13 protein-coding genes and 2 pseudogenes are annotated in these 17,932 nt (G+C 68.7%); 5 read left to right on the top strand and 10 right to left on the bottom strand.

Translation table 11 applies throughout. From position 1 onward, the window contains the following. Positions 1 to 1,435: 1,435 nt before the first annotated feature. The 3 genes and pseudogenes from ACZ4D5_RS34245 to ACZ4D5_RS34235 form a co-directional block, all read left to right on the top strand. Positions 1,436 to 4,096, top strand: a pseudogene (locus ACZ4D5_RS34245) (helicase associated domain-containing protein); the annotation flags it as partial. A gap of 909 nt (positions 4,097 to 5,005) precedes the next feature. Next, positions 5,006 to 5,902 carry a hypothetical protein gene (locus tag ACZ4D5_RS34240; protein WP_467776371.1) on the top strand — a complete coding sequence of 299 codons (897 nt, stop codon included), beginning with the start codon at positions 5,006 to 5,008 and terminating at the stop codon, positions 5,900 to 5,902. A gap of 165 nt (positions 5,903 to 6,067) precedes the next feature. After that, positions 6,068 to 6,310, top strand: a complete 243-nt coding sequence (locus ACZ4D5_RS34235) for a hypothetical protein (protein WP_467776370.1) — start codon at positions 6,068 to 6,070, stop codon at positions 6,308 to 6,310. Between the two features lie 71 nt (positions 6,311 to 6,381). On the opposite strand, the gene ACZ4D5_RS34230 is transcribed toward ACZ4D5_RS34235, so the two are convergent. Further along, positions 6,382 to 7,065: a PIN domain-containing protein gene (locus ACZ4D5_RS34230; RefSeq protein ID WP_467776369.1), complete on the bottom strand. Its 684-nt coding sequence runs from the start codon at positions 7,063 to 7,065 to the stop codon at positions 6,382 to 6,384. Between the two features lie 91 nt (positions 7,066 to 7,156). On the opposite strand from ACZ4D5_RS34230, the gene ACZ4D5_RS34225 reads away from it, so the two are divergent. After that, positions 7,157 to 8,386, top strand: coding sequence for an AlbA family DNA-binding domain-containing protein (locus ACZ4D5_RS34225; RefSeq protein WP_467776368.1), 1,230 nt, complete (start codon positions 7,157 to 7,159; stop codon positions 8,384 to 8,386). A 365-nt stretch (positions 8,387 to 8,751) separates the two neighbouring features. Here the strand turns inward: ACZ4D5_RS34225 and ACZ4D5_RS34220 are convergent, their stop codons facing one another. The 4 genes and pseudogenes from ACZ4D5_RS34220 to ACZ4D5_RS34205 all read right to left on the bottom strand — a co-directional run bounded on the left by ACZ4D5_RS34220 (position 8,752) and on the right by ACZ4D5_RS34205 (position 12,728). Beyond that, a complete protein-coding gene (locus ACZ4D5_RS34220; RefSeq protein WP_467776367.1) occupies positions 8,752 to 9,921 on the bottom strand; it encodes a Leu/Phe/Val dehydrogenase in 1,170 nt (389 codons plus the stop codon). Between the two features lie 105 nt (positions 9,922 to 10,026). Beyond that, complete coding sequence (locus ACZ4D5_RS34215; RefSeq protein WP_467776386.1) at positions 10,027 to 10,551, bottom strand: MarR family winged helix-turn-helix transcriptional regulator; 525 nt, start codon at positions 10,549 to 10,551, stop codon at positions 10,027 to 10,029. A 357-nt stretch (positions 10,552 to 10,908) separates the two neighbouring features. After that, positions 10,909 to 11,451: pseudogene (locus tag ACZ4D5_RS34210) on the bottom strand (IS110 family transposase); the annotation flags it as partial. A 140-nt stretch (positions 11,452 to 11,591) separates the two neighbouring features. Next, entirely contained in the window at positions 11,592 to 12,728 is a 1,137-nt protein-coding gene (locus tag ACZ4D5_RS34205; protein ID WP_467776366.1) for a thioester reductase domain-containing protein, read from the bottom strand. A gap of 53 nt (positions 12,729 to 12,781) precedes the next feature. On the opposite strand from ACZ4D5_RS34205, the gene ACZ4D5_RS34200 reads away from it, so the two are divergent. Continuing rightward, positions 12,782 to 13,042, top strand: coding sequence for a hypothetical protein (locus tag ACZ4D5_RS34200; protein WP_467776365.1), 261 nt, complete (start codon positions 12,782 to 12,784; stop codon positions 13,040 to 13,042). A gap of 38 nt (positions 13,043 to 13,080) precedes the next feature. Here ACZ4D5_RS34200 and ACZ4D5_RS34195 read toward each other — a convergent pair whose 3' ends face one another. The 5 genes from ACZ4D5_RS34195 to ACZ4D5_RS34175 form a co-directional block, all read right to left on the bottom strand. Continuing rightward, complete coding sequence (locus ACZ4D5_RS34195; RefSeq protein WP_467776364.1) at positions 13,081 to 13,593, bottom strand: DUF1203 domain-containing protein; 513 nt, start codon at positions 13,591 to 13,593, stop codon at positions 13,081 to 13,083. A gap of 287 nt (positions 13,594 to 13,880) precedes the next feature. Then, the gene (locus ACZ4D5_RS34190; RefSeq protein WP_467776363.1) at positions 13,881 to 14,327 is read right to left on the bottom strand and encodes a hypothetical protein; all 447 of its coding nucleotides are present in this window, start codon (positions 14,325 to 14,327) and stop codon (positions 13,881 to 13,883) included. Positions 14,328 to 14,610: 283 nt separating this feature from the next. Further along, positions 14,611 to 15,666 (bottom strand): DUF6528 family protein, encoded by a 1,056-nt coding sequence (locus ACZ4D5_RS34185; RefSeq protein WP_467776362.1) that lies wholly within the window; start codon positions 15,664 to 15,666, stop codon positions 14,611 to 14,613. Between the two features lie 369 nt (positions 15,667 to 16,035). Continuing rightward, the gene (locus ACZ4D5_RS34180; RefSeq protein ID WP_467776361.1) at positions 16,036 to 16,830 is read right to left on the bottom strand and encodes an ABC transporter ATP-binding protein; all 795 of its coding nucleotides are present in this window, start codon (positions 16,828 to 16,830) and stop codon (positions 16,036 to 16,038) included. After that, entirely contained in the window at positions 16,817 to 17,857 is a 1,041-nt protein-coding gene (locus ACZ4D5_RS34175; protein ID WP_467776360.1) for a taurine ABC transporter substrate-binding protein, read from the bottom strand. Before ACZ4D5_RS34175 ends, ACZ4D5_RS34180 begins: the two co-directional genes overlap by 14 nt. Positions 17,858 to 17,932 lie beyond the last annotated feature (75 nt).

Here is a 17,932-nt window from a genome sequence, read left to right as displayed (position 1 = left end):
CCCGCGGAGCGGGCCCCTTCGCGCTGCGCGCGAAGAAGCGGGCCGGGGCGCTGCGCGCCCCGGCCGCTCCCGCTCCGCGGGAGCGGAAGCGGTTCGCTTCGCTCACCGCTTAGGGGTGAACGCTGCGCGTTCACCCCTAACTGCAGTGCAAGCGCCTCGCGTTGCGAGGCGCGGTCGGCCTTCGGCCGACCGGTGGCTTCCGCTGCGCTCCAGCCACGGTGACGCTTCGCGTCACCAGGCGTGCCACGCTCCGCGTGGTACGCCCACGGGCCTTCGGCCCGAGCTGCTAGAGGGTGGTGTCCTCGGGTTGAGTCACCGCTAAGGCCCAGCGGATGTTCTGGGTTGAGGTGTCGATGCCTACCGTGAAGGAACCTTCAACGGTCCCTGGGGGGAGGGTTACTGACTCCGTGCTTGTTTCGCCGGCCGGGCAGTCCATTGTGAACTCGGCGACCTGGGCCTGCTGAGATTCCATCGTTGCCGCTATCCTGCCGCCTCCTTCGCAGGCCACCGTGAGCACGGTCGGCAGTCTCTTCCAGGCTCCTCCGGATGCGACTCCCCCGTCTCCGGCGCTCTCCGCCACCCACACCAGACCATCAGGTCCGGGGTGCGGAAGAAGCCCTCCAGTGGCCGCGGCGGGTGTGATCCCTGCCCCGAGGGTCCCAACTGCCGCCAGTACGGCCACTGTTAAAGCCTTTGTCGCTTTTCTCATGTTTCGTCCCTCTCGTTCACCTGTCATAACGGGAACAGTGTGGCGTGGGGAGGGTGTTCACGCCTGAGTGCAGCTACTCGGGTGCGGCTTGTGAGGTTTCTGGTCCGGAAGCTGAGGGCGCGTGAGGGTTCCTGGTGGGTCTACTGCGTTCCTCATCTGGGGGGTCCTTTTCGGCTGTGCCTCCAGGGCCTTGGAGGCCGCTTACTCTCGCCGAATGCAGGAAGGGGGGCGTTCGTGTCGGGCTTCAGTGCGGTGACCTCATCCAGTCTGATGCAGCATGTACTGTTGGCGAAAGAGCGGGATACCTGGAGGGGTGGTCGTATCACTTTCTTGGGAAATACATGGATGGGCCGTTGTGGGTGATGCGAGGGCGTGGCCCGTCTATCGGGGGCGGGATGTGGCGGAGGGGATCGCTGTGGCGGGGTGGGGGCAGGTTTCGTGGATGGCGCTCAGCTGGCCGGCGGTGCCCGAGCTCGGCCTTGGGCCTGAGCATGCTCGGACCGGAGTGCAGGCCTGTTTCGGGGTCGACGCCAACCGTGAACCGGCCTCTGGGCTGCACCGTGTACGTCCATGTCCGTCCTCACGCGGAAGAGCGGGCGCAGCACCTCGCCCGGCTGGTGGGATGCGAGGTCATCGGCCCTTCGGAGGAGGGGTGGCAGCACCGTCGTGTTTCATCTGATGGGGCTTTCTCTGTAAGAACGATCGCGGGAGACCGGCAGCGCTGTGATGATTCAGCTCCGAGAGCACCAGATCGACCAGAAGTCGGCTTTCCGTAATTGGGTGGGGTTTCCTGCGCGATCACCTGTGTCTGCGCGGGGTGCGCGGGGCACGATCGTGTCCGCGACCGGATCCGGCAAGACGATCACCGCCGCCGCATGCGCGCTGGAGTGCTTCCGGGACGGTCGGATCCTGGTCACCGTGCCGACCCTGGACCTGCTCGTGCAAACCGCCCAGGCGTGGCGGGCGGTGGGCCACACCGCGCCGATGGTCGCGGTGTGTTCGCTGGAGAACGATGCGGTGCTGGAGTCGTTGGGGGTTCGTACGACCACGAACCCGATCCAGCTCGCGGTGTGGGCGGGGTCGGGGCCGTTGGTCGTGTTCGCCACGTACGCCTCGCTCGTAGACCGCGAGGATCCGGAGGACCCGACGGGTCGTCGGAAGGTGCGCGGGCCGCTGGAGGCCGCTCTGGCGGGCGGGGAGCGGCTGTACGGGCAGCGCATGGACGGCTTCGACCTCGCGATCGTGGATGAGGCGCACGGCACCGCCGGTGACCTTGGGAGGCCGTGGGCGGCGATCCACGACAACCAGCGGATCCCCGCCGACTACAGGCTCTACCTCACCGCCACACCGCGGATCCTCGCCGCTCCCCGCCCGCGGAAGGACACGGAGGGCCAGGAGCCGGAGATCGCGACCATGGCCGACGACCCGGACGGCACCTACGGGGCATGGCTTCCCGGAGCCGAGCTCGGGCTTTCGGAGGCGATCGAGCGGGGCATCCTCGCCGGGTTCGAGATCGACGTCCTGGAGATCCGCGACCCCTCCCCCGCCCTCGGGGAGTCGGAAGAGGCGCAGCGCGGCCGGCGCCTGGCGCTGTTGCAGACCGCGCTCCTGGAGCACGCGGCGAAGTGGAACCTGCGCACCGTCATGACCTTCCACCAGAAGGTCGAGGAAGCCGCGGCGTTCGCGGCCAAGCTGCCGGAGACGGCCGCGGAACTGTACGTCAGCGACGCCTCCGACGACGACCTGGCGCAAGCGGACAAACTACCGAGGTCGTCGATCGACGCCCGGTTCTACGAGCTGGAGGCCGGCCGCCACGTCCCGCCCGACCGGGTGTGGTCCGCGTGGCTGTGCGGCGATCACCTCGTGGCCGAACGGCGCGAAGTCCTGCGGCAGTTCGCGAACGGTATCGACGCGAACAACCGGCGGGTGCACCGTGCCTTCCTCGCCTCCGTGCGGGTGCTCGGGGAGGGCGTGGACATCACCGGCGAGCGGGGCGTGGAGGCCGTCTGCTTCGCGGACACCCGCGGCTCACAGGTCGAGATCGTGCAGAACATCGGCCGCGCGCTCCGGCTCAGCAAAGACGGCTCCACCAAGGTCGCCCGGATCATCGTGCCCGTGTTCCTGGAGCCCGGCGAGGACCCGGCCGACATGGTCGCCGGTGCCAGCTTCCGCCCCCTTGTGGCCGTGCTCCAGGGCCTGCGCTCGCATGATGAGCACCTGGTCGAGCAGCTCGCCTCCCACGCCCTGTCCCGCAGCAAGCACGCCCGCACAGTCCACGTGAAGCGCGGCGAGGACGGCCGGATCATCGGGGCCGGCGGCGAAAGTGACGGCCAGGAACAGGAGGGCGCCGATGCCGCTGCCGGGTCAGCGCTGCTGCGCTTCTCCTCTCCCAGGGACGCGGCGACCATCGCGGCGTTCCTGCGCACCCGGGTATACCGGCCCGAATCACTCGTGTGGCTCGAGGGCTACCAAGCCCTGCTGCGCTGGCGGAAGGAGAACGAAATCACCGGCGTCCACGCCGTGCCCTACGACGTTGAGGTCGAGGTCGGTGTCACAAAGGACTTCCCCCTCGGGCGGTGGGTGCACCAGCAGCGCAAGGCGCTGCGGGCCGGTGAGCTGGAGGAGCGGCGCAAGGAGCTGCTCGACGTGCCGGAGGCCGGGATGGTGTGGGAGCCGGGTGAAGAAGCATGGGAGGCCAAGCTCGCCGCGTTCCGCTCCTACCACCGGGCCACCGGACACCTGGCACCACGTCAGGACGCGGTGTGGGGCGAGGGCGAGGCGATGGTGCCCGTGGGGCAGCACATGGCCAATCTCCGCAGGAAGGGCGGCCTCGGGAAGGACGCGGAGCGGGCGGCGGAGCGCGCGAAGCAGCTGGAGGGGATCGACCCGGACTGGAACTGTCCCTGGCCGCTGGACTGGCAGCGCCACTACCGGGTGCTCGCCGACCTGGTCGACGCCGACGGCAGCCTGCCCGAGATCCAGCCCGGCGTGCTGATGGACGGCGATGACATCGGGCGGTGGTTGGAGCGGCAGAAGCAGCCGGTCACATGGGCGCAGCTGTCGACCGAGCAGCAGGAGCGGCTGTCCAGGCTGGGTATCAAGCCCGCTGAGGCGCCATCTCGGGCTCCGAGAGCAACGCGTGCGATGAAGGGCCCGGGCAAGGCGCGGCAGGCGTTCCAGCGCGGCCTGGCGGCCCTCGCGCAGTGGGTGGAACGGGAAGGCCAGCGGCCTGTACCGCGCGGTCACAGTGAACAGATCACGCTCGAGGGCCAGGCAGAGCCCGTGGCGGTGAGGCTGGGCGTATGGGTCTCGAACACGAAATCGAGGTGGGGCAAGCTCGCCTCCGAGCAGCAGGCCGCCCTCGCCGCCCTGGGCGTGCCGTGGGCGAAGGCCGCACCGGTGCCGAGCCAACCCGACAACCCGGATGCGACGGTCGGCCTCCCCGTCCAGCCCGCGCTGTCGGACGCGCCGGCGCAGGAACACCACGACCGAGGCGACACCGCGGCGGAGGAAGAGCGCCGGACTCAGGCGGCGTGGGGCACCGAGCGGGTGGAGCGCATGAGCGAGCTGATGCGCAACCACACCAAGGCCGAACTGCTGCGCATGGCCTACGCGGGCGGCCTGGTGAACCACAACTCCCCCGAGAAGTGGCGCAAGGACGAGATCGCCTCCGCCGTCGTGGACATCGAACTCCGGGCCACCGCCCGGCACGCCGCAGACACCGCGCGGCCTGCTGCGGCGAAGCGCCTGCCGCAGCAGGCCCACCATGACGAGTGCGAGAAGACGCTGCACGAGGGCGCCACCTGCACCTGCGACCTCATCGAGCAGTACGGGCCGCCCTCCGAACGGGGCGTCTACTGAGACACCCCCTGCCTGCGCCCTCCCCACAGCACAGGGCGCCAGGCCCCTTCTTCAGGCCTGGGGCCTGTGCTGTCCGCGTGGAACGAACTCGGCTGTGCGGAGCAGGAGTTGACCTGGAAAGGAGGACCTCACCGCCACGACCGGCCCTGTGCACGGCTCGAACCCGGGCTGGCCGCTCTGTTCTCCCAGGTACGGAGTCACGGCGTGAACTATCCAAGAGTTGGGCTCCAGAACATCAAAGATCACTATCTGAAGCGTTAAAGGTTCCAGGCGGCAAGTACGTGCCTGCCTGCGGCTTCGGGCACCAATGGTTTCCTATCGGGGTCATCAGTTATCCAATGTGTTCCGATAGCCCGGTCTGAAGGGGAGGCGGCCAAGCGGCCGCACCGGAATTCGACACCCGCTTCGTACGACCGATCGGTGAACATGGACTCCGTGAACACCGAACTGACCGTGCTCAAGCGGGACATGGCCGTGAGCCAGGACGACACGATACGGATGCTGCTGGAGCAGTCCAAGCGCACCGGCCGTGCCGTCCTCATCCGGCGTGCCTTCGTCCAGGACGCCGATCCCGGCCTCCGCCTGGTCACGCGGCCCGGCCCGTTCTCCAAGATGCTGCGCAGTAACGAGCGGCTGGACCTCTTCCTCCTGATCCACTGCGTCACCGCGCGCGCCGACTGGAGCGTCACTCACCGGTCCGAGACCTGGGGCCGCGCCGCGGGGATCTCCTTTGCCACCAACGGCACCGCGAGCGCCGCGGTCTCCCGGCACCTGCACAAGCTCAAGGAACTGAAGCTGATCAGCACCGAGCCGCACGGCCGGATGACTAAGATCACCAAGTTGCTCGAGGACGGCTCCGGCGACCCGTACACGCTGCCGTCGGGCGACAAGGAGGGCTCTCGCAAGAGCACCTACTTCAAGGTGCCGTTCGCGTACTGGGAGCAGCACTACTACCGGAAGCTGTCGATGCCGGCGAAGACGATGCTGCTCATCCTCATGAGCCAGCGCAGGCCGTCCTTCGCCCTGCACAAGGCCAGGGAGTATGCGCTCTGGTACGGGGTCTCCCCGTCGACGGTCGGGCGTGGCATCGAGGAGCTGAAGAAGGAGCGCCTGCTGTACGAGTTCCTCTGCGAGCAGCAGTTGGACGGCTTCTCCGTCCTCGGGCAGAGCACGCAGGTCCGCTGGGCTCTCGCCGCGCCGTTCGACCTGAACGTCAACAAGACGGAGCGCGAGAAGGCAGAGGCTGCCTGGACTCCGGAGGGCATCGCCCGCACCGCGGTGCGGATCGGCGCCCGTATCCCCGCGCTCTCGGGGGCCGCGATTTCGCGATGAGCACCACCGGGGCACTACGGCCCCGGCCCCACGACTCCCGGCCCGGCACACATGGACCGGGCGCGGCGCAGGCCGCCGCCCCGAAACGGGCGACGGCCCCCTGTTCCAGCAGGGAGCCGCCCAGTGAACAAACCGGCAGTCACTCCCCAAGGAGGCACCACCAGCATGTCCAAGAAGCCTAAGGGCACCGACCGCCGGGCGTCGACCCGGCATCACCAGGGCAACGGCAAGCTGCGCCCCATCTGGTCCGGGATCCGGACCCGTCTGCGGCAGCTGCCGGACGGCGGCCGCCGCCGTCGCCTGCGCGCCCTCGCCCGTACGGCGGGCTACGGCATGGTCCGCGGCTCCGCCGGCGCCCTGGGCGCGAGCGGGACCGGATGGATCATCTGGTGGATCCAGCAGCGCTGACCCGGCGCCGTTGATCGCGAGTCCACCGACGTGGTGGCCCCGGTCCCCGTGACCGGGGCCACCCATTTCGATCATGGTGCCTCGAAGAACGGCAGTCCGACGGCGGCCAGTTTCGTCTGGAGATTGATGTCTCTCGTGGCCCCGTAGACCGCGGATCCTGGGTGCCGGGACTGCAGCAACAGCGTGGACGCCACGAAGCGGTCGTCCGGCACCTCCAGGCCGAGCCAGTTCGGCAGACTGTCGCCCTTGGGTTCGATGTGCTCGAAGACTGCGTGCACGTCGCCGGCCACCCGTAGGCCGCGCAGCACATTGCCGTTGGTCCGCAGCCCCTTCAGGCGGCGGTCCGCCTTCTTCGCGGCTTCCCGGAGGTCCGGGGTGCGGCTGGCGAGCTTCTTGTCGTCCAGCTCCCGCAGGACCACTGGGAACAGATGGACCATGTACCGATTGCCGAGCACGGACGTGTAGATCGCCACATCGGGGTCATCGAGCAGCATGTTCGTGTCGACCGTGACGCGCACCGGCCAGTCGTCGGAGGGCAGGAGCTCGCCCAGCTTCCGGAGCATGGCCACGGCCGCCTTGACCTTGTCGACGGCCTTGTCGATGGTGGCCGGCACGGTCTTGTCCCGGGGGCGCTCGAGCCAACGCTGCAGCAGGCCAAGGCTCCCGTCGAGGCGCTTGGTGACCTCCGGGGTCGGGTTCGGGAACAGCAACCGGAACAGCGGTTCCCAGTCTCGTACGCGCCCCAGCAGTTCCATCCTTCTCGCCTCGAGTTCAGGGTTGCTGGGCACCCAGCCCCACTTGGCGGCACCGAAGCGCACGATGCCGTCGGACCGACGGTTTGGATCAATGTTCCGGATCTGTGACTCCGCGAGGATCGCCAGGAAGTCCGCCTCGATCAGGTCCAGGTCCTTCGAGCTCTGCAAGGACGTCGCCGCGTTCACGAACGGCACGGGCGGTCTGATCGTGTGCGGCTTCAGGGCGAAGAAAAAGCAGAACGAGCTCCACGAGGTCGCGGAGAGGCTGACGCCCTTCGGCAAGGAACTGGTCGACGAGGCGAGCTACAAGAGCGTGATCGCGGAGTACGTACGCCCGCTGCTCAGGGTGAAGTTCTTCTGGTACGACCACCCGGAGGGCGATCCGGACGTGTCCGGGCACTACTTCGTGATCGAGGTACCGGCGCTGCCCGAGGCCGACCGGTGGGCAATGGTTACCCGGGGCATCACCGACAACGGCCAGTTCGTCAAGAACAGCTGGACGATCCCGATCCGCAACGGCGACACCACCGCCTTCCTCCCGCCGGATGAGGCGTACCGCCTCCTGAACGATGGCCTGCGCACGCGGCTCGGGCCCGCCGTCGCGCCCACGCCCGTCGCGGACCGGGTGAGAAGCCGGGAAGCCCTGCGTGCCGCCGTGGGCGTGGAGGAGACGCCGGTGCTCTTCTTCCAGACCGTCCCCGACCATCCACGCGGACTCGTCCCCAACATGTACGCCGACGGCGGCCTCCGAGACATCCTGGGCAACCAGGACACGCTCCGCGACGCCTATGCCTTCGACTGGGCTTCGGTGCACAACCGACCGGAACCGCACGAGGGCGGTCTCCTGCTGGCCGATGCTTCCCGCCGTGGGCTGCTGATCGAGTCGGACGGCGCGGTCACCGGGGCCGCGGCCGCGAACGCGGACATGCTGGGCTGGGCAATGGAGTCCTCATCCGTCATCGAACCCCGCAGGATCAGCGTGTTCGTACTGACCGAGATCACGCTGGAGTACTTCCGCCTGGTCGACCAGCACATCCTTCCCCTGATCGACAGCACGTGGACGCACCGCATCGTCGCCTCGGACTTCACTCGCCCACCGGCCCGAACGCTGGCTCCCGGCGACGACCCGTCTTTCCCCCTCCGGGGCGATCCGCAGCCCGCCACGAGCGGCAGCTGGAACCACAGCCGGCAGGCCCTGGGCGACCCGGAACGCGACGCATACGAGGCACTGAGCCGCATCTACCCGCTCTTCGGCCTCGATGTCGCCGGCAACCCCTTCGTCGATGCGGACCGTGTGGTCACGGCGAGGCTGCAGGCGTAGTAGCAGCCTCCAGCACCTGGTCCCCAATGCCTATCTTCCCTGGTGTCTCTCGTCCGGCGTCGACGAGGAAAGAGCGATCAATCGCGCGCCGCAGCGTCAGGGCGTCGACGAGGTAGCTTGCCCGAGGCCTGCAGCTCCGACGGAGCAGTGCGCCTCCAGCCGATCGAGTCGACCTCGCTGAGCCCGGGCGACAATCCTGTCGCTTCCACTCTCGCCAACGCTGAGGTGCCGGTTGGACATTCAGGATGCGGTCGACAACTACACACGTGCCATCGAGCACTGTGAGAACTTGATACTGGTCCACCGATCGGCGGGTAACGGTGGTGTCGGGCGCAGGCCGGTCCGGCCACGTTCCGTCACCGCTGTCAGCGAAGGGGTACGCGGTGTCGGCCTCGTCCTGTGCCCCGGTGGAACGGCTTGGCAGGGGCGTGAGATGGGGCGAGAGCCTTGGTCAGTCGTTGTTCGGCGATCCGGTCAGCCGCTGTGGCCGGCGGGATGCCCTGCGTCCTGGCGTACGCGAGGATTTCCAGGGTGGTGTCGTAGATGGCTGCCGCCTTGGCCTTGCACCGGTCGAAGTCGAAACCGTGCAGTTCGTCGGCGACTTGGATGACCCCGCCGGCATTGACGACGTAGTCAGGAACGTAGAGGATCCCTCGCGCAGCGAGGTCCTTTCCCGCTCCCGGGTACTCGAGCTGATTGTTGGCGGCACCGCAGACAGCCTTGGCAGTGATCGTAGGGACGGTGGCCACGTTGAGTGCGCCGCCCAGGGCGCACGGGGCGTAGATGTCGACAGGGCCGGCTTCGGCGCCCCGGATCAAGGCCTCGGTATCGGCCACGGCCGTCACTTTTCCGGGGTACTTGTCGGTGATCCTGCGCACGCGCTCCCTGCGTACGTCCGTGATGAGCACCTCAGCGCCGTCTTCGATGAGGTGCTCGGCCAGGCGGTGGCCGACCTTGCCCACGCCGGCGATGCCGACGGTGCGGCCGCGCAGGTTCGGTGTGCCCCATAGATGCTGGGCAGCGGCACGCATGCCCTGGAGTACACCGAAAGCGGTGAGCACGGAGGAGTCGCCGGCGCCGCCGCTCCGGGCGGAGCGCCCGGTCGTCCAGGGGCACGCCCGGGCGATCACGTCCATGTCCGCGACGTGCGTGCCGACGTCGGCGGCGGTGATGTAACGGCCCCCGAGCGAGGCGACGCACCGGCCGTAGGCGAGTAGGAGCTCCTCGCTCCTGAGCTTCTCGGGATCGCCCATGATGACGGCCTTGCCGCCGCCGAGGTCCAGTCCGGCCAGGGCGTTCTTGTACGACATCCCGCGGGCGAGGTCGAGCGCGTCGGTGACGGCCTGTTGCTCGGAGGCGTAGGGGTGGAAGCGCGTGCCGCCCAGGGCAGGGCCCAGAGCGGTGGAGTGGATGGCGATCACAGCTTTGAGGCCGCTGGCCCGGTCTTGGCAGAGCACGACCTGTTCATGGTCGGTCCGATCGGAGTGGAAGAGGGTGTGCAGTACGTCGGCAGCGGCGTCGGTTGCTTGGTGCACGGTGGGGCTCCCGGGGGTGCGAGGGTGTTCGCGGCAGGGCCCGTGAGGCGACGCGGCCGCGGGGGTGCGAGGTGTGGCCGTGCGGACCCTGCGGGGTACGGGGTGTCAGCGGTGTGCGGGTGCTGCGCCGGGAACGGCTGGCTCTTGCGCCGTGACGTGCAGCGGCTGCAGGAGTCGCACGATCTCCGCCTGCTCCGTTCGGTCGTAGCAGGCCAGACCGAACTGTGTTCGGGTCAGTTCGCGTACCGCCGTTTCGGCTCGGTGACGGCCGGAGGTGGTGATGACGGCGAGTGTGCTGCGCGCGTCCTGCGGGTTGAGGCCGCGGGTGAGCAGGCCTTGACCGGTGAGTCGGCCGACCGTATGGGTCACTGTGCTGGGGTGGACCATGAGGCGTTCGCCGATCCTGGCCATGGCCAGAGCGCCGCCGGGACTGAGCGAGAGCATGGCCAGCACTTGGAGTTGCGGGAAGTTGAGCTCGTGGGGGCGGATCACGGTGTCGGCGTGCTGCTGCAGGATTCGCGCCGAGCGCATGACGCAGAGAGACGCCGCCAGAGCGGGGTCGGCCCCCCAGCTCCAGCCATGCCCGGCAGGAAGGTCAATCGGATCGAATGGTGTACGCGGAGCATCCATCGAAGTCTCCTTTGGAAGCACGCCAGGCAGGGACCACAACCTCGCCCCGCAGCGAAGCAGGGAAGCAGGGAAAGGGTTCCGCGGGGAAAGGGTTCCGCGGGGGCCCCTATGACTTCGCTCAAGGGGCAACAGGGGTTGGCGGTTGGCAGAAGGCGCCGTCGCGGAGCATCGCGAGGAACACGTCGGCTCGTCGTCGTGCGAGGCGGAAGAGAGCCTGGGTGCGATGCTCGCCCTCCTTGATCTTCTTGTCGTCGTAGGTGTGGGAGGCAGGGTCGGGCAGGGCGGCGAATGCGGATGCGGGTGGACCTGGGTGAACAGGCCGCGGACCCGGTTGGAGAGCCCGTTCGCCTCGGCGACCAGGTCGTCGTCGAAGCCGACGAGCATCTCCAGCTCGGCGACGGTCTCGTCGTCCAGCTCGATGGAGCCCAGCGTGAGAGGCATCGATCGGGCCGCGTCGGCGATGACGAACGCGTCGCACACGTCGGTCTTGGCCTCGTCGGGACAGAGGCCGGCGACCGGCCGCATCGTGAGACCTGGCAGATAGGCCACTTCGCGGCCCATGGCGCGGGCGACGGCCGGCGGCAGGGCCCCGATCGAGGCCGGAGCTGGTCGACCATGACGAGCACGGTCTCGTGCTCGGCCTGCGGTTTCGCCAAGACTTCGCGGAGCCTGGGTTCGCTGTCGGGCAGCCTCCGGTCGAAGGCCTTCTCCCCGGCGGGGGTGACGGCGGTGGCCTGGTGTTCCCCCCTTGCCGACGTCCAGGCCGAGGAAGACGTCGATGCCGCTGATGTCGATCACGTCGTGCGTCCTTCGGTGCTGTTCACCCGGCCCGGCCGCGGCGCTGATCACCACACCCACAGGACGAAGAGCCTCCCGGCCTGCGAAGAAGCCGGTGGTCATGCCCCTGATCAGCAGTCCGTCAGCGCCTTCGGAGCTGGTGACACCACGCCCCGGGCCATCCACTCGACAAGAGGAGACAGCCATGCCAACTCCGAGGGCCGCAGGCCCCGTTGCAGGGCCACGAGAAAGGCGACAGGGGGCTACCGGTGCGAGACGAGGAAGCCGATCTCCTCGAAGTAGTCCAGGTAGCGGTCGATCAACGTCCCGTCGACGGGCGGGCATGCACCGCCAAACGTCGAGGCTGCGGCCTTGGAGGGGTTCTGTCCGAGCACAGGCGCGGTGTCACAGACGTCGCGTGGTGAGGCGACGTGCGCGAGCGGGCCTGCGGGTGAGGCGAGCAGCGGCAGGAAGGGGGTGAGTGAGAAGTCGCCAAACGTGGCGGCGTGCCGAGCGGTCTCCTGTAGCCACTCGGCGTACGGCAGTCGACGCACGCTGCGTCCGCGCGCCCGGAGCCGGTCGACGACCAGTTCGAAGTCTGTGGGTTGAGGGTTGGCGATGGGGTAGATGTGGCCACGCGGTGGCTCCTCGGTGAACAGCCGCAGGAGCGTGTCGGCAGCGTGGTCCACCGGGACGAGGTTCAGCGGGAGCGGCAGGTCCGGGGCGATTCCGGTGCCTTCGGCGGCCTTGATCAGGGCACAGACCAGCGCGTCGGTGGGCCAGGTGCCCCGGTCGGAGGCCCCGCTGATCTCGTGTGGGCGGTAGATGGACAGCGGCAGCCCTCGCCTCGCGGCCTCCAACAGGAGGCCCTCGGCCACCCACTTGCTCTGGGCGTAGCCGGTGCGAAGCCGTTCTGGATTCCGCAACTGCGCTGTCTCGGGAAGGTGGTTGTGGCTGATGAACCCGTCACCGGTGAGGGTGTCGATGGTGGAGAGGTAGTGGATCGGCTTGAGGTGGTGTGTCGTGGCCAGACGCAGCACGGTGCGGGTGCCCTCCACGTTGGTAGGACGCAGAGCGGCGTACGGGTAGGCGAAGTTGACCTGGGCGGCGCTGTGGATCACGGTGTCCACGGCGCGGGCCAGCGCGTCGAAGTCGCCTGGAGGCAGGCCGAATTCCGGAGATGCCAGGTCGCCGGGGACGGCGACGACACGCCGCCAGGCGTGGTCGGTGGCGGCCAGGCCGAACCGCTCCATGGCCGCGCGCAGACGTCTACGGGCGTGGGCTTCATCGACCGCCCGGACGAGGCAGTGCACGGCGTGGTCGGTCCGCCGCAGCAGGCGGTCCAGAAGGAAAGCTCCGAGGAACCCGGTGGCACCCGTCAGCAGTGTCGGTCCCCGCACCAAAGAGCTCCGGGAGGCCCCCCCAGTTCGAGCCGGTCCTGAAGAAGGTCCGTGTGGCCCGGCTGGGTTCGGGCAGGCCCCGGGCCCGTCCGGACCGGGGCCGGGCCAACAAGGCATACGCCTCCCGAAAGAACCGCGGCTCGCACGGTGGCCGTCCGCCGAGGATCGACAAGATCGACTATCACGAGCGGCACGCGGTCGAGTGCGGCATCAACCGACTCAAGCGCCACAGGGCTGTGGCCACGCACTACGACAAGTCCGCTGTCCGCTACGAAGCGATCGTGCTGATCGCAGTCGTCAACCAGTGGCTGTGACCGGCGCACGCCATGAAGGCTGAGCCCCTGGCCTGCGGTCAGGGCCTGCGTACCTCGTACTGGAAGCAGCCGTACTCCACCGCCCGTACGTGCACGACTGCGACTTCGGCATCGGCGAAGGCCGTGTGCAGGGCCCGGTCGACGGCAGCCTGCGCCTGATCGGGGTCGTCCGGCAACTGCACGAGTGTGCCACCCGTGATCTGGCCTTCGCTGCCGTATCGGCGAAAGACGCGCAGGGCCCCGGTCTCGGCGAACGGATAGCCGAAGGACGCACTCGGTCCCGCGCATGGGCCAGCGTGGATGAAAACCGGGCCGACCTCGTCATAGGCCCCCGGGTTGACGCCCGCCGCAGCCGCCCACCGACGCAGCGGAGCATAAGACACCAACGAGATCCGCTCACCGGCACGGCTCCGGCGCAGACAGCACCGCAAGGGTGCTCCGTCCATGTCGTACACGTAGGCACGGGGAATCACGCTGGCATCGTCGCGTTCTCGGAGCTCGTCGAGGACGTGGGGAGCAATGGCAGTCGGCTGGTAAGTCATGGTCGTCATGCACTCAGGCTGCTTGGCCGACATCGCCGATGCTGGCGGGAAACCGACTTCACATTCGGTCAGAGGTCCTTCCCTGCACTTCCGACACACGCCCTAGCTCGGCCACGACGGGTGCATTCGAGGCGCCATATGTCCGAGCCTGCCCACGCGCGGCTACCCGGTGCCACCGGCGCGCCGAAAGCACCGAGTCAGAACAGTTCGGCTTCGACCTGTAGAGAGTGCCGATGGCCCCATCCCTGATCTGCTCAGAGGATGGGGCCACCGGCATGTTCTACCTGGGGCGAAGGTCAGGTGCGGGAGCGGTCCCAGCCGGACCAACTGCCGGACGTGGAGCGCTCGTTGTACCAGCGGTTTCCGTCACCGCCGATACAGGTGATCGCGAAGTTCCAGCCGTTGGACCATTCCACGTCAATGGAGCGCTGGCCGGGCTTGTAGCAGTAGCCCCCCATGTTCTTCCACGACATGTTCCCCTTCCACTTGGTGTACGGCCGGTTGTCGGTGCCGATGACGAAGGCCTGCCACGTGCCGTTGGGCAGCTTGATCTTCACGTTCGACTTGCACAGGAATCGGCCGCCCCAGTTGGAGTAGGTGCACGTTCCGTTGCCACCGACCTCCACCAACTCATCGCCAGGAGCGTCGTCTTCAGCGACGGCACTGGTCTGGGTGCCTGCAACGGCGCCACCGGCGAGCAACAGAGTCCCGGCCATCAGGGCCGTGGCCTTCCGGATCTTCACGGGTGTTCCCCCCTCGTTGTTTGAGCTGTTCACCCTCAGCACAGGTAGCTACGGACGGAGCTGCGCGCAGTGCATCCCACGCTCGTATGACCTTCTGCTCCACCCAACGCGTCAGTGGGTAAATCACGGCGGTATCCGGTGGCGAATCATCCAACGAGCACGGGAGCGGTTGCGGGCCGCCTTGTCCGCGGCCTTCGACGGTCGCGGAGTGGGCTGTCCTGGGGCCGCGCCGTGAGCGCCGTGAGAGCCGTTGCTCCCACGTGTCAGGGGTTGTGTGAGCTGTCTAGGGCTGGAACCAGCGGGCCTTGTAGATACGTCCGTAGCCGCCCGTTGGGTAGGTCCCGCCGGGCAGGAGGAACTCGACCCGGTCGGTGAGCTGGTCCGAGCGGTTCGCGGCGGTCATGGCGATCCGGCCCGTCGTGGGGTTGGTGGTCAGCGACTTCACACCGACCTTGTGGGCCAGCCGCGCCGAGCCGGGGTACGTGTCCACCCAACGTTGCGCGGCCGGGGCGCGGTCCGGATCGTATTGGTGCACGCGCGAACCTGTCGCCACCCACAGCCTCTTGGTGCCGGGCACCGAGCTCAGCTCGTGGCCCGCGTGTTCGCCGGGCGGCAGCACGCTGCCGATGGCGTTGTTCTGGACCAGCTTCGGCCGGTCAGTCGTCCCTCCGATCCGGTACGCGGTGAGGTACTTCTCCCCCAGCGCCCACAGGAGTTGGCGTCGGGCGTCCCAGTGCACACCGTGGGCCTTGCGCAGGCGCGCGTAGTCGGTGGCCGCGCTGCCGTTCTGGCCCCGCCTGACGGGATACAGCGTGATCCCCTCGCGGCCCGCGGGGGAAGCCACGGCCACCATGCCTCGTGGGCCCTTCGGGATCAGCTCGATGCTGTGCGGGTTTTGCGCGTCGCCGACATTCGCCGCCCAGTACCGCCGCTTGGAGGGGAACTCGACGGCTGCAGCAAGCCCCCTGTTCCCTGTGGTCAGGACGAGTTTCTGGCCGCCGAACCGGCGCAGCTTGGCCTCGTTGGCTCCCCATCGCCTCGGCTGCCCGAGATTCCCGTACGCCCGTACATCCTGCGGGTTGAACGACCACCTGGGTTTGAGCGCCTTCAGCCCGCCGTTCGTCGTCAGGATCAACGGCGGTGTCCCGGCGGCTGCCGTGTCATCCTCGGCGCTCTGCCCGGCCACACCCGAACCGGCCGAGTTCGGTGCGCCCTTCACGCCTCTCGGCGACTCCTCGGCCTTCTCCGCCCCGGCCCCGCAGGCCGTGACCATCGTCATGACGGCTGCCAGGCTCGCACCGAGCACGCCGAGTCGTACGTGTCCCCCGTACAGAGGCATTTCTCTCCTCCATCGATTCCGTCCAGTGGCCGGAGGCGGTCGGTCGTTCTGCAAACCGCACGAGCCCTGCTACCGGCCCACACCCCGCATGCGGTCACCGGCGGTGACGGCATGCGGGGTGCTGATTGCCGACACTAGGGGCCCGGGCAGTACGCGGCGTCCACCGTTGGTTCCATCAACGATGAAACCCTCGTGGTAGGCGCGCGGTTGCTACAACTTTCGCGGTAGCCCCTCGCGCACAGCCCGGTCTTTCGCGAACGAGCCGTGAAAGTACGTGTAAGTGCGTGAAAGTGTCGGGCCGGACGGCACAAACGTTGTCCGCGTCGCCTGTGGCGGTCGTCGACGTTGCTCCGGCGCGTTCAGCGGCTCCTACGTGACAGTCACAGCCGCCGCTCCCCGCGTGGCCGCCGCCAGCTCGGCGCGCAAGGCGGCGAACCGGGGATCGCCGCGCAGGGCCGCCACGTCGGTCGTCGCCGCGCGCGGCAGCGGGACGCTCACCTCGTCCGTCACCCGGCCCGGTCCCGCGGCCATGACCAGGACGCGGGAGCCGAGCAGGACGGCCTCGTCGGCGGCGTGCGTGACGAACAGGACGGTCGCGCCCGTGACGGCCGCCAGCGTCCTGACCTCTTCCTGGAGTCGTTCGCGGGTCAGCGCGTCAAGGGCGGCGAACGGCTCGTCCATCAGCAGGATCTGCGGCTCGGCGGCCAGTGCCCGCGCGATGGCCACGCGCTGCTGCTGACCGCCCGACAGCTCCCAGGTGCGCCGCCCGGCCATCCCGGACAGGCCCACCAGGGTCAGCAACTCCTCCGTACGCGCGGCCCGTTCGGCCCGCGGGACGCCGTGCCGGGTCAGGGCGAACGTCACGTTGCCGCCCACCGTGCGCCAGGGGAACAGGCGCGGCTGCTGGAAGACGACGCCGACCTTCCTGCGTACCTCGACCGTCCCGGTGGCGGCTCTCTCGAAGCCCGCGACCAGGCGCAGCAGCGTCGTCTTGCCGCAGCCGGACGGACCGACGAGCACCACGAACTCGCCCGCGTCGACGGTCAGGGACACATCGGAGACCGCCGTCACGGGGGCCTTGGCCGTGCCGTAGCGGACACTGACGCCCGAGAGTTCGATGTCGGGCGCGTCGGGCTCTGCCCCTGGGATCTCATTCGGCGACACGGGACAGCTCCTTCACCGCGAGGGACTTCTCGAAGACGGAGCGGCCCGGCACCGCGTCGACGGCCTTCTGCCCCTTCAGAAAGCGGGCCGCGTCGTGCAGGTTCCCCGCGAGCGCCCCGGGTGCGCCAGGCTTGCCCAGGTAGTCGGCGCCCTGCTGCTCCTTCGCGGTGAGCAGCACGAGTTGGGACAGCTGCCGCTCGGCGGCGCGCGGGCTGAGGTTGAGCTCCGCGCCGATGGCGGCGGCCGCCTTGCCCGGGTCCTTCTTGGCGAGCTTCACGGCCTGGTCCTCCGCCTTGAGCCAGGCGTCCACGATCTTCGGGTGCTTGGCCGCGAAGTCGTCGGTGACGACGCCCAGATCGGCGGTCGGCTTGCCCTTCTCGGCGGTGTCGCGGCTGGTGGCGAGGACCTTGCCTTCCTTCTTGAGTTCGTCGAGCGCAGGTGTCCACACGTATGCGGCGTCGATGTCCCCTCGCTGCCAGGCGGCGAGCGCGTCCTGCGGCTGGAGGTCGACGAGCGTCACGTCGGAGGCCTTGAGGCCGGCCGATTCCAGTGCCGCGAGGAGGGAGTAGTGCGAGGTCGAGCCGAAGGGCGTGGCGATCTTCTTGCCCTTGAGGCCCTTGACGGACGTGATGCCCTTCTTCGCGACGAGGGCTTCGTTCTCGCCGATCACGTCGTGGATCCAGAGCACCTTGTACGGGATGTTCAGCGGGTCCGAGAGCCCTTTGGTGACCGGGCTCGACCCGGCGAGGCCGAGGTCCACCGCCCCGGCGATCACGGCGGTGTTGACGTCGCCGCCCGAGTCGAACTTCACCCACTTCACCTCGGCGTCCGGGAGCGCCTTCTCCAGGAGCTTCTGGTTCTTCACCACCAGGTCGGCGTTGGGTATCGCCTGGTAGGCGATGCGCACCTGGGTCTTGCCGCCGCCGGACGCGGCGTCGGCGCCGTCACCGCAGGCGGTGGCGGTCAGGGCGACGAAGGCGGTCGCGGAGGCGAGGAGCGTGGCGCGGCGGAGGGGCGATGCGGGCATGGAAGGTCCTTCACAATGGGAGAGTGGGTCAACGGGCCCATGCAGAGCGGAGAGTGGATCAACAGGCCTGTGCAG

The sequence above is a fragment of the Streptomyces sp. NPDC025651 genome (genome assembly GCF_055558735.1).
This window is presented reverse-complemented; position numbering and strand designations above follow the sequence as displayed.